The organism is Polyangium mundeleinium (genome assembly GCF_028369105.1).
Classification (GTDB): domain Bacteria; phylum Myxococcota_A; class Polyangia; order Polyangiales; family Polyangiaceae; genus Polyangium; species Polyangium mundeleinium.
Genome location: NZ_JAQNDO010000001.1, coordinates 11,413,259 through 11,429,580, shown reverse-complemented (window position 1 = coordinate 11,429,580; position 16,322 = coordinate 11,413,259). Strand labels below are relative to the sequence as shown.

At 69.1% G+C, this 16,322-nt stretch carries 12 protein-coding genes; 9 read left to right on the top strand and 3 right to left on the bottom strand.

Annotated features, from left to right (window positions below):
* Positions 1-44 precede the first annotated feature (44 nt).
* The 4 genes from POL67_RS45060 (at position 45) to POL67_RS45045 (ending at position 4,613) form a co-directional block, all read left to right on the top strand.
* Complete coding sequence (locus POL67_RS45060) at positions 45-767, top strand: hypothetical protein (RefSeq protein WP_271927567.1); 723 nt, start codon at positions 45-47, stop codon at positions 765-767.
* A 5-nt stretch (positions 768-772) separates the two neighbouring features.
* Positions 773-1,141, top strand: a complete 369-nt coding sequence (locus tag POL67_RS45055; RefSeq protein ID WP_271927566.1) for a hypothetical protein — start codon at positions 773-775, stop codon at positions 1,139-1,141.
* Positions 1,138-2,919 carry a radical SAM protein gene (locus tag POL67_RS45050; RefSeq protein ID WP_271927565.1) on the top strand — a complete coding sequence of 594 codons (1,782 nt, stop codon included), beginning with the start codon at positions 1,138-1,140 and terminating at the stop codon, positions 2,917-2,919. The genes POL67_RS45055 and POL67_RS45050 overlap by 4 nt, the downstream gene beginning before the upstream one ends.
* A gap of 107 nt (positions 2,920-3,026) precedes the next feature.
* Positions 3,027-4,613 (top strand): serine/threonine protein kinase, encoded by a 1,587-nt coding sequence (locus POL67_RS45045; protein WP_271927564.1) that lies wholly within the window; start codon positions 3,027-3,029, stop codon positions 4,611-4,613.
* Here POL67_RS45045 and POL67_RS45040 read toward each other — a convergent pair whose 3' ends face one another.
* Positions 4,614-5,810, bottom strand: coding sequence for a trans-sulfuration enzyme family protein (locus tag POL67_RS45040; RefSeq protein ID WP_271927563.1), 1,197 nt, complete (start codon positions 5,808-5,810; stop codon positions 4,614-4,616).
* Between the two features lie 120 nt (positions 5,811-5,930).
* On the opposite strand from POL67_RS45040, the gene POL67_RS45035 reads away from it, so the two are divergent.
* The 3 genes from POL67_RS45035 to POL67_RS45025 all read left to right on the top strand — a co-directional run bounded on the left by POL67_RS45035 (position 5,931) and on the right by POL67_RS45025 (position 11,211).
* Positions 5,931-7,595 carry a nitrite/sulfite reductase gene (locus tag POL67_RS45035; protein WP_271927561.1) on the top strand — a complete coding sequence of 555 codons (1,665 nt, stop codon included), beginning with the start codon at positions 5,931-5,933 and terminating at the stop codon, positions 7,593-7,595.
* 70 nt (positions 7,596-7,665) lie between these two features.
* A complete protein-coding gene (locus tag POL67_RS45030) occupies positions 7,666-10,353 on the top strand; it encodes a hypothetical protein (RefSeq protein WP_271927559.1) in 2,688 nt (895 codons plus the stop codon).
* 78 nt (positions 10,354-10,431) lie between these two features.
* Positions 10,432-11,211: a DNA alkylation repair protein gene (locus POL67_RS45025; protein WP_271927557.1), complete on the top strand. Its 780-nt coding sequence runs from the start codon at positions 10,432-10,434 to the stop codon at positions 11,209-11,211.
* A 4-nt stretch (positions 11,212-11,215) separates the two neighbouring features.
* Here POL67_RS45025 and POL67_RS45020 read toward each other — a convergent pair whose 3' ends face one another.
* Positions 11,216-11,746 carry a mismatch-specific DNA-glycosylase gene (locus tag POL67_RS45020; RefSeq protein ID WP_271927556.1) on the bottom strand — a complete coding sequence of 177 codons (531 nt, stop codon included), beginning with the start codon at positions 11,744-11,746 and terminating at the stop codon, positions 11,216-11,218.
* Between the two features lie 71 nt (positions 11,747-11,817).
* Here POL67_RS45020 and POL67_RS45015 point away from each other — a divergent pair, with 71 nt between their 5' ends.
* On the top strand, positions 11,818-12,639 hold the full coding sequence (locus POL67_RS45015) for an acetate and sugar kinases/Hsc70/actin family protein (protein ID WP_271927555.1): 822 nt from the start codon (positions 11,818-11,820) through the stop codon (positions 12,637-12,639).
* 90 nt (positions 12,640-12,729) lie between these two features.
* On the opposite strand, the gene POL67_RS45010 is transcribed toward POL67_RS45015, so the two are convergent.
* Positions 12,730-14,310: a tetratricopeptide repeat protein gene (locus tag POL67_RS45010; protein WP_271927554.1), complete on the bottom strand. Its 1,581-nt coding sequence runs from the start codon at positions 14,308-14,310 to the stop codon at positions 12,730-12,732.
* Between the two features lie 96 nt (positions 14,311-14,406).
* Between POL67_RS45010 and POL67_RS45005 the strand changes: the two genes are divergently transcribed.
* Positions 14,407-16,311, top strand: coding sequence for a serine hydrolase domain-containing protein (locus POL67_RS45005; RefSeq protein ID WP_271931024.1), 1,905 nt, complete (start codon positions 14,407-14,409; stop codon positions 16,309-16,311).
* Positions 16,312-16,322: the final 11 nt, after the last annotated feature.

Here is a 16,322-nt window from a genome sequence, read left to right as displayed (position 1 = left end):
TCTGTATCGTTTCTGCCCCGATCCTGGGGCAGAAAGCGCGAGCCATGGAAGAGACGACGAGAGCCGAGCGCGGCGGCTGGGGCAAGGTGGCGACGGCCGACGAGGGCGACGCCGAGCCGAAAGCTCCGCGGATCAAGGACCGCGCGAAGACCATCGCGCGTGACGTGGGCGCGGCGATCGAAGGTCGCGTCGCGCCGGCGGCGGACCGGGCGGCGCGGGCCGTGAAGAGCGGCGCGGGCACGGCCTTGCGCGCGCTCGAAGATCCGACCGCGGCCCAGGCCTCGGAGATCCTCGCGCAGGCGGATCTGCCCGAGGTCGTCGGCGAGGATCCGCTCGCGGAGCTCGCCGTTCGGCTCGATCGCGAGGCCGATCTGCACCGCGGGATCGCGATGCGGCAGCACGCGCGGGCGGCGTGGATGGATCGGCTCGGCGCGATCGGCGCGGTCGTCGCGCTCGTGGGGATCGTCGTCCTCGCCTCCATTGCAGGGTTTCGGGCCCTGTTCGCCCCGGAGGGCGCGCTCCTCGCGTCGCTGCTCCTTGGCGTCGGCGCGCTCCTCCTTTTGCTCGGCGCTTTCGCGCTCGCCCGCGCGACCGCGCGGATCCGCGCAGGCCAGGCGCAATCGGCGCGCGAGGCGCTCGTGCGGTCGGACCTCGCGGAGGCGCGCCTGCACCGCGTCGCTGCGCTCCTCGCCTTGCGGCAGCTCGATCCGGAGGCCTTTGCCCGGTCGGTCCAGGACCTCGAACGCGACACGCGCGCCGCCGGATGAGCCCCATGCCCGAACCCGACGTGATGCAACGCCTGGCCGACGCGCTCTCCGCTTCCTTCGCCCGTGATTTCGGCGGCCCCGCCTTCCCGAACCCCGAGGGCTGGCAGAACAAGGGCGCCCGCCTCCGCACGTTCCGCCGCACCGTGCCCGTCGTGGAGCTCGAAATGGAGGGACGAACCCTCTCGTTCATCGTCACGCCCACGGATCCGGCCGAGCCCGCGTACCGCCGTTCGTCCCGGTACGATATCGTGTATTTCTCCGAGGATGTGCCCGACAAGGAGCAATCTCGCATCTATGCCCGCGACCGCGCCACGATCGATCGTTTCGCGGCGTGGGTGAAGGCCTGGGACCAGGCCGGCGGGGGATCCGTTTGAGTACAAACGAGACGGCGCTGGCGCGGCCGGAGGCGTCGGGGATGGAGATGGCCCTCGTGCCCCTCCGGCTCGGGGGGTTTTCCTGCAAGGCCATCCTGCTCGAAGGTGATGACCGGCTCACGGCGCGGTTCGAGGCAAGAGGCAGCGCGGACTGGGTCGAGGTCACGGTCCTGCCGCACGGCGCGCCTGGCCCCGTGTTCCGGCGGCTCGCGCGCTGCGCCGTGAGGTACCGCGGCGCGATCGCCGAGCGCACGCCCGAGCGGCGGGAGGAGGTCTCGCGGCTCGTGATGGCCGTCGCGGCCTCGATCGACGCGCTGCTCGAACAGAGCCCAGGAAAGACGATCGCCGAGGCCCTCGGCCGCTCCCGCGAGCGAGGCCGCCTGATCTTCGGCCGCGACGGCCTCCGCGCCCTGCTCTCGCCGGAGATCGTCGAGGGCGCGCCCGCCGCCGCGGGGTTTTCCCTCGTCGACGTCTATCCGAGCTCGTACCTGCAAAAATCCCACGATGGAGGCCTCGAGCTCGTGCTGGATTTCCGCCGGGAATTGGACGCGCGCAGGCTGCTCCTCCTCGTCGGGCGCCGCGACGACATGAAACCCGCGTTCGCCACGACGACCCATTTCTCGATCAAGCACCTCGCGCTCGGCTCGGCCGATCCTCCCGGCGCGGACGAGCTCCGCGCGCTCGTCGCGTTCGTCCTGCAATTGCGCGACCACGAGGCGCTCGACGTCGTTTTTCCGGACATCCTCTCGGATGTCGCCCCGGCGCTCCTCTTGCCGTCCGCGCCCGAAGAAACGGAGTCCTCGGCCGACGGCGAGGTGCTGAACCTCGCGATCGACGCCGATTGCGAGCAATCCTGCGCGTTTTGCTCGATCAAGGAGACGGCCCCTCCCGAGGACGGCGGCGACCGCGTGCTCGCCCGGCTCTTCGCCGACCTCGAATCGAACCGGCGGCGCGGCGTGCGCGCGGTTCGCATCAATGGATACGACCCGCTCGCGCATTCGCGGATCCTCGACGTCCTCCGCCGCGCGAAGGACCTCGGCTACCGCACGGCGCACGTCTTCTCCCCGTGCACGCGCCTCGCCGACCCGGCCTTCTGCGACGACGTCGTCGCGGCCCTCCCCGAGGAAAAACGCTTCCACGTGCCGCTTTATTCGGTTTCGCCCGATGCACATGACCGGATCGTCGGCCGCCGAGGCGCGCACGCCCTCGTCTCGCGCGCCATCGACAACCTCCTCGCCCGCGTCTCGCCCGAATCCGTGTGGCTCCTCTGCGTCGCCACGCGCGAGGGCCTCGGCGAGCTCGAAGGCGTCGCACGATTCGCCTCCGAGCGAGGTTTGTCCTTCTACCCGCACATGCCCTACCCGAGCTTCGAATCACGCGCCGATCGATACTTTTCGTCCGCGCCGCGCATGACCGACGTGGCCGAGGTGATGTCCCGGGCGCTCGCGCGCGGCGCGCGCATGAACGTGCAGGGCGTCGTCCCTTGTGTGGTTTTTCGCCGGATGCGTGAGGACGGCGCGCCGCCGCGGGCCTGGCTCGACGCGCCCGCCGAGCGACCTCCGCTGCCGGGCACCGAGTACCGCGACCCGCGCTTCCGCCACCGCGCTGGCGAGGCCGAACACGCGGCCTTCCATGCTTCCGCGATCCCCTGTCCTCATGAGGCCCGCTGTGTGCTCGCCTCCGCTTGCCCGGGGGAGGTCCTGCGCAGTTATGCCGAGATCCACGGCCTCGCGGAGCTCTCGCCCGTCTCGCTGCGCGAGCTCGTGGAAGCGACGTAAAACTGCGCTAGAACGCGCCCAAGCGGCCGGACGGACCGGTCCTGTGTGCCAGAACCCCTTTCAACGCGCGGCGCATTTGGTCTAGGATGCGCGAGCCGGTCTCCTCCATGCTCGTCACAGGCGTCTTGTTCCACGACCGTTACCGCGTCGTCCGCAGCATCAAGTCGGGCGGGATGGGCGCGGTGTTCGAGGTGCACGACGAGCCGACGAACCGCAGGCGGGCCCTCAAGGTCATGCACCCGGCCGTGCTGGAGAATTCGGTGATGCGCGGCCGGTTCGCGCAGGAGGCCACGGTCACGGGTGGGATCGAGAGCGAGCACCTCGTGCAGGTGCTCGACGCAGGCGTGGACACCTCGACGCAGCTCCCGTTTCTCGTGATGGAGCTGCTCGTCGGCGAGGAGCTCGGCGGCATGGTGAAGCGCCGCGGCCCATTGCCCGAGCCCGAGGCCGTGCTCTACCTCTCGCAGGTCGCGCTCGCCCTCGACAAGACGCACGCCGCGAACATCGTCCACCGCGATCTCAAGCCGGAAAACCTCTTCGTCACGACACGCGACGACGGTCGATCCTGCGTGAAGATCCTCGACTTCGGCGTCGCCAAGGTCGCCGTCGCCACGACCCTCGCGCACACCACCGCTGTCGTCGGTACGCCCTTGTACATGGCGCCGGAACAAATCAGCGGTGATGCTGGGATCCGGGCATCGGCCGATATTTATTCGCTGGCGCACGTCGCGTATACCTTGCTCGTCGGCGAGGCATACTGGCGGCCTGAGCTTTTGCAGCTCCCGAGCGTGTATGCGCTCTTTGGCAAGATCATCGCGCCCGAGCTGCCCGAGGCCCCTACGCTCCGCGCGGCGAGGCGCGGCGTCCAGCTCCCCGCGGGATTCGACGACTGGTTCCGCAGGGTCGGCGCGCGCGAGCCCAAGGATCGGCCCGAGCGGGCGACCATGGCGATCGGGCTCCTCGCCGACCTCTTCCGTGTCCCGCTCAGCGTGCCCCCGTCCGGGCCGATCCTGCCGCTCTCCGAGCTGCCTCCGCCCTCGCAGGCGGCGCGGCGCATCTCCCAGCGCCCGCCCGTCCCGTCCGTTCCCGTCCCCCTTCCCATTCCCGTGCCTCGCCCGAGCCGCGATCGGCTGCGCGACGACCCGACGCCGCCCCCAAGCGCGCCCGCGCCCGGCAGCCAGAAGCCGCGGTCGCGGTTCAGCGACATCCCCGCGTCGTACGAGCCGACGTTGCGGAGCGAGGTGAAGGGCGTGCTCGACCAGCAAGGGCTCGTCGAGATCCTCGACGTCGAGTATCAATTCAGCGCGAACACGGGCATTCCTTTTTCGGTGCTCCTGTTCCAGGTCCAGGAGCCGCCGCGCGCGGAGGGCCCACGCGCCCGCCCCTTCGCCGGGTGGGGGCTCGAGCGCACGATTGCCGAGCTCGTCCACCTCGCCCGCGCGCTCGGTCCGGAGAAATCGACGATCGGGCGCTGGCCGAGCAACACGATCGTGGTCGTCGTCCGCGCTTCGCTCGGCATCACGCTCTCGCCGAGCGAGGCCCGCGACATCCTCGCATTCGTGGGCAAACAGCTCGCGGGCCGGGACGAGTTGCCCGAGATCCGCAGCGGTTATTCGCAATGCTGGCTCACGGACCGGTCGGGCATGGATGCCCTCGACCGCGCCCGCTTCGCCTTGAAGCCCTTCAACCGCTGATCAAGCGCCCGCGGCCGCGTCGACGGCCTGCACGAGGTCGGCGACCACGTCCTCGGTCTCCTCGATTCCCACGGCGAGCCGCACGAGCCCCGGCGCGATCCCGACCGCGACGAGCTCCTCCGGCCCGAGCTCCGAATAACTCATGATCGCGGGCTGCTCGATGAGCGTCTCCACGCCGCCGAGGCTCGGCGCGATCCGCGCGAGCTTGCACGCGTCCACCACGCGCCGCGCCCCGTCCTTGCCGCCGCGGACCACGAACGACACGACGCCGCCGCCGCCCGCGAGGTGCTTCTTGGCGATCGCGTGATCCGGGTGGGATTCGAGCATCGGGTAGTAGACGCGCTCCACGGCGGGGTGCGCTTCGAGGGCGCGCGCCACCGCGAGCGCCGTCTGGTTTTGTCGGGCGACCCGGAGCGACAGCGTCTTCATGCCGCGCCCGATCAGCATCGCCGCGTGGGGATCGGAGACGGCCCCGAGCACGTCGCGCGCCTCGTGCACCACGGACAGGAGCGACGACGGCCCCGACAGGCTCCCGCCGAGAACGTCGTTGTGCCCGCCGAGGTACTTCGTCGCGCTGTGCACCACGAGGTCGATGCCCATGGCCGAGAACATCGCATTGATGGGCGTGGCGAACGTCGCGTCGACGAGCGTCTTCGCCCGCGTCTTCTTGCAGATCTCCGCGAGCCGCTCCACGTCCACGCAGCGCAGGTAGGGGTTCGTCGGCATCTCCGTGATCACGAGCCGCGTCTTCGGCCCGATCGCGGCCGCGAGCCCGTCGAGGTCGCCAGGCTCGAGCAGCGTGTGCGACACGCCGAGCCGCGACAGCATCTTCACCACGAACTGCCGCGTCCTCCGGTACGTGTCGCGGAAGAGCACCACGTCGTCGCCGGCTTTCACGAGCGCGAGGATCGTCGTGGTCAGGGCGGCCATGCCGCTCGGGAAGAGCAGCGCCTCCTCGGTCCCATCGAGCGCGGCGATGCGCGTCTCGACCTCGCGCACCGTGGGGTTTCCGTACCGCCCGTAGTCGAGCCGCCCGGGGTCCGGATCCTCGCCGCGCATGAACCGTTCGAGGTCGGCCGAGTCGGCGAACGTGTACGTCGCCGTGAGCGCGATCGAGGGCGCGAGCGTGTGGTCCGGGCGATCGACGCGCTCGCCTGCGTGAACGGCGTCCGTGCTGGTCGGGAGGGCGGTCTTCACGGGACCGTCCTAGCGGAATTGCCACCCGGCGCGAAGGGCCGAGCATCCTCCCGAGGCCTCCGGCTTCAAAAGATTGTCACACTTGACGCGTCGGAAAAGTGAGGGATAAAGTTCGCTGCCATGTCTGACGCAGCGTCCCGTATGCAGACCGCGCTCGACGAGTACGCGGAGAACATCCAGCGGTTCAAGCGAGGGGAAATCACGCCGGACCAGTTTCGCCCGCTACGCCTGGGGATGGGCGTGTACGCGCAGCTCGCGCACGTGAAGCACATGCAGCGCATCAAGGTCCCGGGCGGGCGCATGACGGCGGCGCAGCTCGAGGCGGTCGCCGAGGTGACGGAGCGCTGGGCGCTCGGGCTCGCGCACATCACGACGCGTCAAGACATCCAGCTCCATCACCTGGAGATCGAGGAGACGGTGGAACTGCAGCGTGTTCTCGCGAAGGCGGACGTGACCACCGTGGGTGCCTGCGCCGACACGGTGCGCAACGTGACCGCGTCGCATCTCGCGGGCGTGACCCCGGACGAGGTCTTCGACGTGACGCCGCACGCCCACGCGATCACGCAATACTTCCTGTTCCACCCGCACAACCGGAAGCTCCCGCGCAAGTTCAAGATCGGCCTCTCGGGCAGCACGCGCGACCACGCGCAGATCATGATCAACGACCTCGGCCTGCTCGCGCGCGTCACGGACGCGGGGCGCGGGTTCGCGGTGTACGTCGCGGGCGGACTCGGATCGACGCCGGAGATCGCGCACCTCTGGCGCGACTTCGTGCCCGAGCGGGACGTGCTCGCTGCGTGCGATGCGGTGATCCGTGTCTTCTGGCGGGACGGCGAGCGCAAGAACCGCAAGAAGGCGCGCATCAAGTTCCTCCTGCGCAAGCTCGGCGAGGCCGAGTTCATGAAGCGACTCGACGACGAGCTCGCGAAGATCAAGGCCGAGGAGGGCGCGAAGATCGAGGCGGACCTCGATCGTTACCTCGGCGAATACCCGAACGAGGCGGCGCCCCCGCTGGCCCCGGGCGGCGAAGCGATCGGCGACGCCGCCTTCGCGCGCTGGAAGAGGACGAACTCGATCGCGCAGACGCAGCCTGGCTACCGGGTCGTGACGATCAAGCTCCCGCTCGGCGACATCACGGCCGAGCAGATGCGCAGGCTCGCGGCGCTCGCGCGCGACCTCGGCAACGGCGAGGTCCGCACGACGAACACGCAGAACTTCGTGATGCGCTTCGTCCCCGAGAGCAACCTCGTGGCCTTGCACCGCGCGCTCTCGCAGATCGGCCTGGCCGAGCCCGACGCCGGGCACATCACGGACATCGTGGCCTGCCCGGGCGCGGACTATTGCTCGCTCGCGATCACGAAGAGCATGGGCGTCGGCGCCCGCGTGCGCGAGCATTTGTCGGAGAGCGGCAACCGCGCCGAGGCCGATGATCTCGTGCAGCAGATCGGCGCCTTCGAGATCAAGATCTCCGGCTGCCCGAACTCGTGCGGCCAGCACCACGTGGCAGACATCGGCATGACGGGGCTGATGGTGAAGGGCAAGGACGGCGTGGAGCGCCCGCATTACTCGCTGCGCGTCGGCGGCGGCTGCGGCCCGGACGCGAAGATCGGCGACCGCCTCGACGGCCGCGTGCCCGAGGAGGAGACGCCCAAGGTGATCGCGGCGATCGCGAGGCATTACGTGCAAGAGCGCGCCGAGGGCGAGAGCTTCCGCGAATTCGTGGCGCGCAAGGGCGCGGGCGACATCGGTCGGATCGGATTCGCGGCGGCGACCGACGTGATCTGACGAGGCGCACCGGCGCGTATCGGTCGGGGGGGCCTCCGTGATAGCTTCGCGGGCCACGGAGGACCTTCCAATGCGTCGAACTCGTCTTGCCTACGCGCTCGTGCTCGCCACCCTCGGCGCGGCCGGGTGCGGCTCGGATCCCGCGATCGAAACCCCCCCGCCGTCCGCGGCAGCCACCAAATACAGCCTCGGAGGCACCGTAAAGGGCCTCGAAGGGAAGGGCCTCGTCCTCGAGGTCACCCTCCCCGACGAGCTCTTCTCGAACCTCACGATCGAGGCGAACGGCGAATTCACCTTCAAGCCCGCGCTCGCCGACGGCGACAGCTACGACGTCACCGTGGCCGTAGAGCCCGCGGATCCTGCGCAGAGCTGTACCGTCACCCGGGGCAAGGGCGTCGTGGCCGGCGCCGACGTGAAGGACATCTCCGTCGATTGCGCGACGCACCCGCCGAATCCGCGCTGGATTGGCGGCACGGTCTCGGGCCTCGCGGGCACGGGTCTCGTGCTGCAGAACAACGGCAAGGACGACCTCTCCGTCGCGATGGACGGCGCGTTCCAGTTCACGACGCCGGAGACCGACGGCGCCACGTACGACGTGACCGTCTCCGCGCAGCCCACGAATCCCGCGCAGACGTGCGTCGTCGAGGCGGGGAAGGGGACCGTCGAGGGCGCCGACGTCACGGCGATCCTGGTGAAATGCACGAACGACCCGCCGGTCTTCAACGTCGATCCGAATACGATCGACGTGACGAACGCGGACCGCTGTGACTTCCTGGACGCCGCCCATTGCCTCTTCCCCTGGCCGAACGACCATTTCACCGTCGTAGACCCCGCGACGAGCACGGGCCGTCGCGTCGCGCTCCACCCGATGTCGATGCCCGTCAATGCTGCGGTCGACCTCTCCCCGGCGGTGGGTCTCCCGGCGGGGAGCGTCGTGAGCCCCGGCGGGATCGGAATGGATCCGACGGACTGGAACCGCGCCGACGGGTTTTCCCCGGGCCAGATGCTGCTCACGTACGTGCCGGGGCTCGACCTCGGCAAGACCGGGATCGGCCCGATCACGCACGTGGAACGCTCGCTCGAAGCCGATTCGCCGCTCGTCGTGGTCGACGTCGAGACCCTCGAACGCCACCTCGTCTGGGGCGAGCTCGATTCGTATGCGACGAGCGACGCGACGCGCGCCCTCATCATCCGCGCGGGCATGAACTTCCGCGAGGGCCACCGGTACGTCGTCGCGCTCCGTAACTTGAAGGATAACGCCGGGCAGGCAATCGAGGCCTCGGACGCGTTCCAGGTCTACCGCGACGCGATCCCCTCGAACGTGCCGGCGATCGAGGCCCGGCGCGATTCGATGGAAAAGATCTTCGACGTCCTCGCGGGCGCGGGCGTTGAGCGCAAGGAGCTCTACCTCGCCTGGGAGTTCACCGTGGCCAGCGCGAACAGCCTCGCCGGCCGCATGCTCCACATCCGCGACGACGCCTTCGAAAAGCTCGGCAATGCCGCGCCCACGTTCACGATCACGCAGGTCCTCCAGAACCCCGACGCGAACCGCTCGCGCCGCATCATCGGCACGTTCACCGTCCCGAACTATCTGAACCAGGCGAACGGCGTCGCGGGTTCGTCCTTCCATTACGCGGATCCGAACGATGGACTGCCCGATCAATTCGACGGCAATGGCACGCTCCAGGCGAACTTCATCTGCAACATCCCGCGCGCGGCGCTCCCGGATGGAAACGATCCGACGGCGCCGGTCGTGCCGGGCCGCGCGGCGCTGTATGGCCACGGCCAGCAGGGAGCGGCGAGCCAGGTGAACGGTGGGGCCGCCACGGGCGAGCTCTCGAATACGTACAACTTCGTGTTCTGCGCGACGGACTTCATCGGCATGTCCTCGGGCGACAACGAGAACATCCTGCGGCTCGTCACCGAGTTTGGCCGGATGAACACGCTCGCCGACCGGCTGCAGCAGGGCCTCCTGAACAACCTCTTCCTGGCGCGGCTCATGATCCACCCGCAGGGCTTCATCGCGGATCCGGCGTTCCGCGGGGGCCCGCAAAACCAGCCGCTCATCGACACGAGCGACGTGTTTTATTACGGCATCAGCCAGGGCGGCATCCTCGGCGGCGCGCTCGTCGCGATCTCGCAGGACATCCGCCGCGGCGTGCTCGGCGTCACGGGCATGAATTACAGCGTCCTGCTCGACCGCGCCACGGGCTTCGATCAGCTCCGGGTCTTCTTCGACCAAGCCTACACGAACGAGCTCGATCGGCGCTTCGTCTTCTCGTCCATGCAGATGTTATGGGATCGCGGCGAGACGAACGGGTATGCCTGGCACGTCGGCAACGATCCGCTCCCGAAGACGCCGCCCCACGCGGTGCTCATGCAGAACGCGTTCGCCGACCATCAGGTCACGCAATGGTCGGCCGACATCGAGGCGCGCACCATCGGGGCGGGCATTCACGTGCCCGTCGTGAATCCCGGCCGCTCCATCGACACGACGCCTTATTTCGGCATCGAGCCGCTCGGCAGCTACCCGCACTTCGGCTCGGCGGTCTTCGTTTGGGATACCGGGCCGTTCGACGCCATCCTGAACAAGGGCACGCCGCCGCCGCCCGTCGAGAACAAGCCGCTGCGCGACGGCGTCGATCCCCACGGTGTTCCGCGCGTGCAGCCCGGCGCGCGCTTGCAGATCTCCGAGTTCCTGCGCTCGACCGGCAAGGTCATCGATCCTTGTGGGGATACGCCCTGCCTCGCGCCGTAGGTGTTTTTCCGTTTCGCCGAGCATCCGTAATGGGCTAACCTCGCTCCTGCGTATTGCCGCGGAGGAGGAAAGCCCGTCATGGATCTCGACACCGTCCTTTCGACCCTGCGCGAGAAGGGCAAACCGAATACGGCCAAGATCTACGCCCGCCACGGCGCGAAAGATCCGACCCTCGGCGTCTCGTACGCCGACCTCGACAAGCTCGTCAAGGCCATCAAGCAGGACCACGCGCTCGCGCTCGCGCTGTGGGCGAGCGGTATCCACGACGCGCGTGTGCTCGCCACGAAGATCGCCGATCCCGAGGCGTTCACCAAGGACACACTCGACGCGTGGCTCGCCGTGGCCCTGGACTATGTGATCGAGGGCGCCGTCGCCACGCTCGCCGCGCGCCGCAAGGACGCGCTCTCGATCGGGCTGCGCTGGATCGATTTGCCCGGCGAGTTCGCGAGCACGGCCGGGTGGTTCGTCCTCTCCGGCGTGGCGGCGCGGGGCGATCTCCCCGAGAAAGACGCAGCGCGCCTCTTGAAGCGCATCGAAAAGAACATCCACGGCGCGCAAAATCGTACCCGCTACGGCATGAATGGTGCTCTCATTTCGATTGGCGGGTACATCGAATCGCTCCGCCCGCAGGCGCTCGAAGCGGCGCGCGTGATCGGCAAGGTCGAGGTCGATCACGGCGAGACGAACTGCAAGACGCCGGACGCGACCGAATACATCGCCAAGATGGCCGCCCATCACGCGAAACGTGCGGCCGGCGCCAAGTCCGCGGCCCCGCGAGCCGCGCCCGCGAAGAAGGCGCCTGCAAAGAAGTCCGCGGCCAAGGACAAACCAAGGGCCACCGCGTCGCGCGGGGCATGAGCACTCACGCGCGGTCGAGCGCGCGGGCGACGACGCGGTAGTGCTCGAGCATCTCGGCGTACGAGAAATGCGCATTGCGCCCGCTCGGGTTGGGGACCACGAACACCCGCGCGCCGCAGATCTCCTCCGGCTGCTCGCCGCAGGGGATGGGCTCCGAGGCCTTCTTGTTGAAATAACTCCGACAAACCGTGATGCCCACGAAGACCACCATGCGGGGGCGAAATTTTCGGATTTTCGAGGTGAGCGCGCGCCTGCCCGCGTCGTAGTCGTCTCGCCCGAGGTCCATCACGCCGCGCGTCGCGCGGGCGACCAGGTTCGTCAGGCCGAGGCCGTGGTCGAGCAAGCGCGTCTCCTCCTCGGGGGTGAGACGCTGCGGGACCAGGCCGCTCTCGTGGAGCAGCTTCCAGAACGCGTTCGCCGGATTGGCGAAGTTGTGCCCTTTTTGCGCCGAGAGCAGCCCTGGGTTGATCCCGATGAACAGGGCGTCGAGGTCCGGAGCGAGGATGTCGGGGGTCGGTTGCTTGGGGGACGGCATGACGGGAAACGCCTCGATTCTAGTCTTCCCGGCCGGTTTGTCCACGGGAACTGTGATATCGTGGGGCGACCATGCCGCCCGCCCCTCCCGTCCTCGGCCTCGACCTCGGCGCGACCCTCACGAAGATCGCCTTTCGCCAGGGCGAGCTTCACACCGAGCGATGGCCCTCGAACGACCTTGAAGCCGTCCGCGCGCGCATCGTCGAGCTCGCTCCAGCTCGCATCGTAACGACGGGCGGCGGCGCGGCCGTGCTCGGCGCGGGCGCGCTTGGCGTGGCCGTGGAGGGCATCTCCGAGTTCGAGGCTTGGTCGCTTGGCGCCGCGGCCCTCGCGGCCGAGGAGGGCCTCGTCTTGCCCAGGCGGCACCTGCTCGTCTCGGCCGGCACAGGGACGTCGGTGCTCGTCGTGGAGGCAGGTTCGGCCGTGCGCGCGGGCGGCACGGGGCTCGGCGGCGGCACGCTCGTCGGGCTCGGCAGGTTGCTCGTGGGCGCGGTCTCGTTTGCCGAGCTCTCGGCGCTCGCGGCGCGCGGAAAGCGCGGGTCGGTGGACCTGCTCGTCGGCGACGTGTATTCGCAGGGCGCGCCCATTCCGGCGTACCTCACGGCGGCCAATTTCGCGAAGCTCGCATCGACGGAGCCGGCCGACCTCGCGCACGCGCTCGTCGGGCTCGTCGGGGAGAACATCGCGCTCGTATGCGCGGGGATCGCGCGTCTTGCCGGCGCGGACACGGTCGTGCTCGGCGGCTCCACGCTTGCGGAAAACCCGGCGCTCGTCGAGGTTCTCACGCAGACGCTCGGGTTCACGGGGCTGACCGCGTGTTTCCTCGGCCGCGGCGCGTATTGCGGCGCCGTGGGGGCCCTCGTGGCCGGCGAGCGCCTCACGGAATCCGCTTGAGCGCTGTTGCCAGCCCGAAACGAAGAACGATACGATGCGCCCGTCGATCGTGGAGTGTACGTCGATGAACTGCAAAGGGCAGGGGCCGGGTCATCCCCCGGCGAACACCGTCCGGAGCTCGCCATCGCGCGTGAAATAGGTGACGCAGGATGACGAACGATTGCCCCGCAGCATCCGGAGCGCGTGCTCCAGCGTGGCGCGGCGTGCGTGGTTGTCCTCGACGGCTGGCAAGGCGAGGCCGAGCGCCTCCTCGGCGGCGTCCGCGAGCAGCCACGGCGCGCGGCGCGTGAGCTCTTTCCAGGCTGCGTCGTGCGCTTCGGCGTGCCCGAGAGCGTCCTCCACGAGCCAGAGGTTCACCCAGGCGCTCACGCGGGAGGGTGTGTCGCGGCACGTGCGCGCGAGGTCTTCCACGGCTGCGGGAAGATCTCCGCGCAATCGATGGGCTTCGCCACGCACCCCGTACAGCGTGGGACCTACGACCGCGGGCGCACAATCGATGCTGCGCTGAAAACAGGCGAGCGCCTCGGCATGTTCGCCCCGGAGCACATGGACGGCGCCCATGCCGATGTGCAACCACCGGGCGCGGGGCTGGAGGGCGAGGCCGCGGCGGAAATTCTCCTCGGCTTCATCGACGCGCCCGAGCCACAGCAGCAATTCGCCCCGGTAGGCGTGGGGGTGATGCGAGGGCGGATGATCGCGCAGAATGGCGTCGAATTCGCCGAGCACCTCCGCGGGGGACCGGCTGCGGATCGACCATTGCAAAACCTTCGCGCGGTGCCGTGCCGAGCTGCGGAGCGGGGGCGGCGCGTGGTGTTCCGGGTCGCCGAGCCGCGCGAGCATCGCCTCCGGGAAGAGGCGCGCGAGGAGGCGGAGCCTCAGGTCACGCGGGGCCGGGAGCTCGCCTTCTTCCTCGCGGCGTCGGTCGCCGAGCCGCCACGCGAGGGACGCGAGCGCGGCCTCCGGCAGCGCGTCCCAGGCGCGGTTCGCGAGGCGCGCGGCGTGATCGAGGGCGGGGGCCACGAATCGCCGATGGAGCGCGCGCTCGATTTCTGCTTTGCGTCCGGGTTCGTCCGGGCCGCGGCCGATCGCCGTGAGCGTCTCGACGTCGAGGAACCCGAAATGCTGCCGCCCGAGCGCGACGAGCTCGAGATCGATGCGCCAGATCTGGTCCTCGTCCCCGATGTGTTTGGCAGCGAGCAGATCACGAATCGCGCCGTGTGGGTCGTCGCTCGTGCTCTTTCCCCGGGCGCGGCGCACGAGCGCCTCGGCCTCCTCGGTCAAACCTGTTTGGCGCGCCGTACCGTTTTCGATTTGCCCTCGCGTGCCAAACGCATGCAGAAGATCGACCGCGCGCTTGCGCAGCACGGCGTCGTCGGGCGCGAGCGCGAGCGCGAGCTCAACGTGCCTTTGGCAGCCGGAAAACCGCCCCGCACTTTGATCGAGGCTCGCCGCCGCGAGGTGCACCTTTGCCGTCTCGCGCGGGCCCTCCGCCGCCGCGAGCGCGAGCGCCTGCGTGAGCCACGCATCGACGAGCCGTCGATCGCCGAGGCGAAACGCGAGGCGCGTGGCCTCGAGCGCCTGATTCACGTCGCGGGCCGAAGCTGGATCATGGCGCCCGAGGACCTCCCAGGCCGCGCGTATCCCTCCTTTGCGCCCCTCGTCGATCGTCACGACGCTCGTCGATACGTCGAGCGTCCGCCGGCGTAAAGTGGGAACCGCCCTTTTTCGTTGTCATGCCTGCGCGGGCAGGGCGAAGATGCGCCCGTGATGGTGCTCGTCCGCCGTAGTCTGCCCCTCGTCGCGTTGCTCGCCTCGGCTTGTGGATCCCCAAAGCCGCCCGAGGTCGTGAAGGCCGAGGGGCCCGACATGCAGTTCGTCCGCCCCACGATGCAGCCGCCCGTGTTCCTCGATCCGCAGCGAAAGGAGAAGCTCAAAGAGGCCTTCCCTGCGATCGAGCGATATGTCGCGGACGAGGTGGCGCGGCGGGGGTTTCCCGGGGTCGCCGTGGGGATCGTGATCGATGGGGAGCTCGTGTATGCCAAGGGGTTCGGCGTGGCCGATGTCGAGGCGAAAGTGCCCGTCGATGAAGGCTCGGTTTTTCGCATCGCCTCGCTGACGAAGAGCTTCACGGCGATGGCCGTTTTGCAGCTCCGGGACGAAGGAAAACTCCCGCTCGACGATCCGGCCGCGAAATTCGTCCCCGAGCTCGCCGGCCTTCGTTATCCCACGCGCGACGCGGCGCCGATCACGCTTCGGCACCTCCTCGGCCACGGCGCCGGGTTCCCCGAGGACAACCCCTGGGGTGATCGGCAGCTCGGCCTCTCCGATTCAGATTTCTCGAAGATGATGCGCGATGGGTTTCCCTTCTCGACGTCGCCCGGCTCGGCATTCGAGTATTCGAACACCGGATTCGCAATTCTCGGGCGCGTGATTACGAACGTGTCTGGAATGGATTACGCGGATTATCTGCAAACGCGGGTCCTCTCTCCGCTCGGCATGAACCGGACGGTCCTCGACGAACGGATGGTTGAGAAGGGGCACCTCGCGCGGGGGTATCGAAAGGAGGGCGATCGGCTCGTGCCCGAGGTGAACCTGCCGCACGGCGCGTTCGGGGCCATGGGTGGGCTTTATTCATCGCTCGCCGACATGGCGCGTTACGTGGCGTATCATCTTTCGGCGTGGCCGCCGCGCGACGAGCGGGAGGCGGGTCCGGTCCGGCGGAGCACGCTGCGCGAGATGCACGTGATGGGCCGTGCCACGGGGCTTTTTTCCTCGCCGGGGCTCGGGGAGGAGCCGCCGTCCGCGCGCGCGAGTGGCTATTCGTTCGGGCTCGGGACGTTCGAGACGTGCGAATTCACGCGAGGTGTCTCGCACACGGGAGGTTTGCCTGGGTATGGGTCGGTGATCCAGTTCTTGCCCGACCACGGCGTAGGCGTGATCGCGATGTCGAACCTCACATACGCGCCCATGTGGCGGGTCGCGCGCGAGGCGCTGCGGCGCCTGCACGAGACGGGCGCGCTCGTGCCGCGCGTGTTCGTGCCTTCGGAGGCGCTCGTGCGGGCAAAGGGGGCCACGAGCCGCCTCGTCGCGAAATGGAGCGATGTCGAGGCGGATGCGATCTTCGCGGATTCGATCTTTCTCGACAAACCACGCGAGCGATGGATGCGGGACCTCGACGCGCTCCGCGCGGCGCACGGGGCGTGCCGGGAGGAGGGGACGATCGAGGCGGAGAACGCGCTCCGGGGCACGTTCCGGCTCGGATGCGAGAAAGGGTGGATCGGCGTTTCGCTCACGCTCGCGCCGACCTCGCCGTCGCGGATTCAGTACCTCGATTTCCACAGCGTGCTGCCGCCGCCGAGCGCGCTCGCGTCGGGCGGCGACAAACTCGTCCGGCTCGTGAACCGATGGGACGACGCGGCCGCGGCCGAGCTGTTCGATACGAGCATGGATGTGGGGCGCATGAAGGCATCTCTCGCGAGCCTGAAGGAGATTCGCGGGGCGTGCCGGATCGGCGACGTGATCGGAGGCGACGGCGCCACGCGGGCGAGCTTCCGCCTCACTTGCGAGAGATACCCGGTGGCGGTGGAGATCGCCCGAAAAGCAGGCGCGGAGAAGCTCGATGGCGTGCGGTTTTTCCCGGTACCCGGGGAGGCCGCGCGGTGCGCGCAATAGGCGCGCACCCG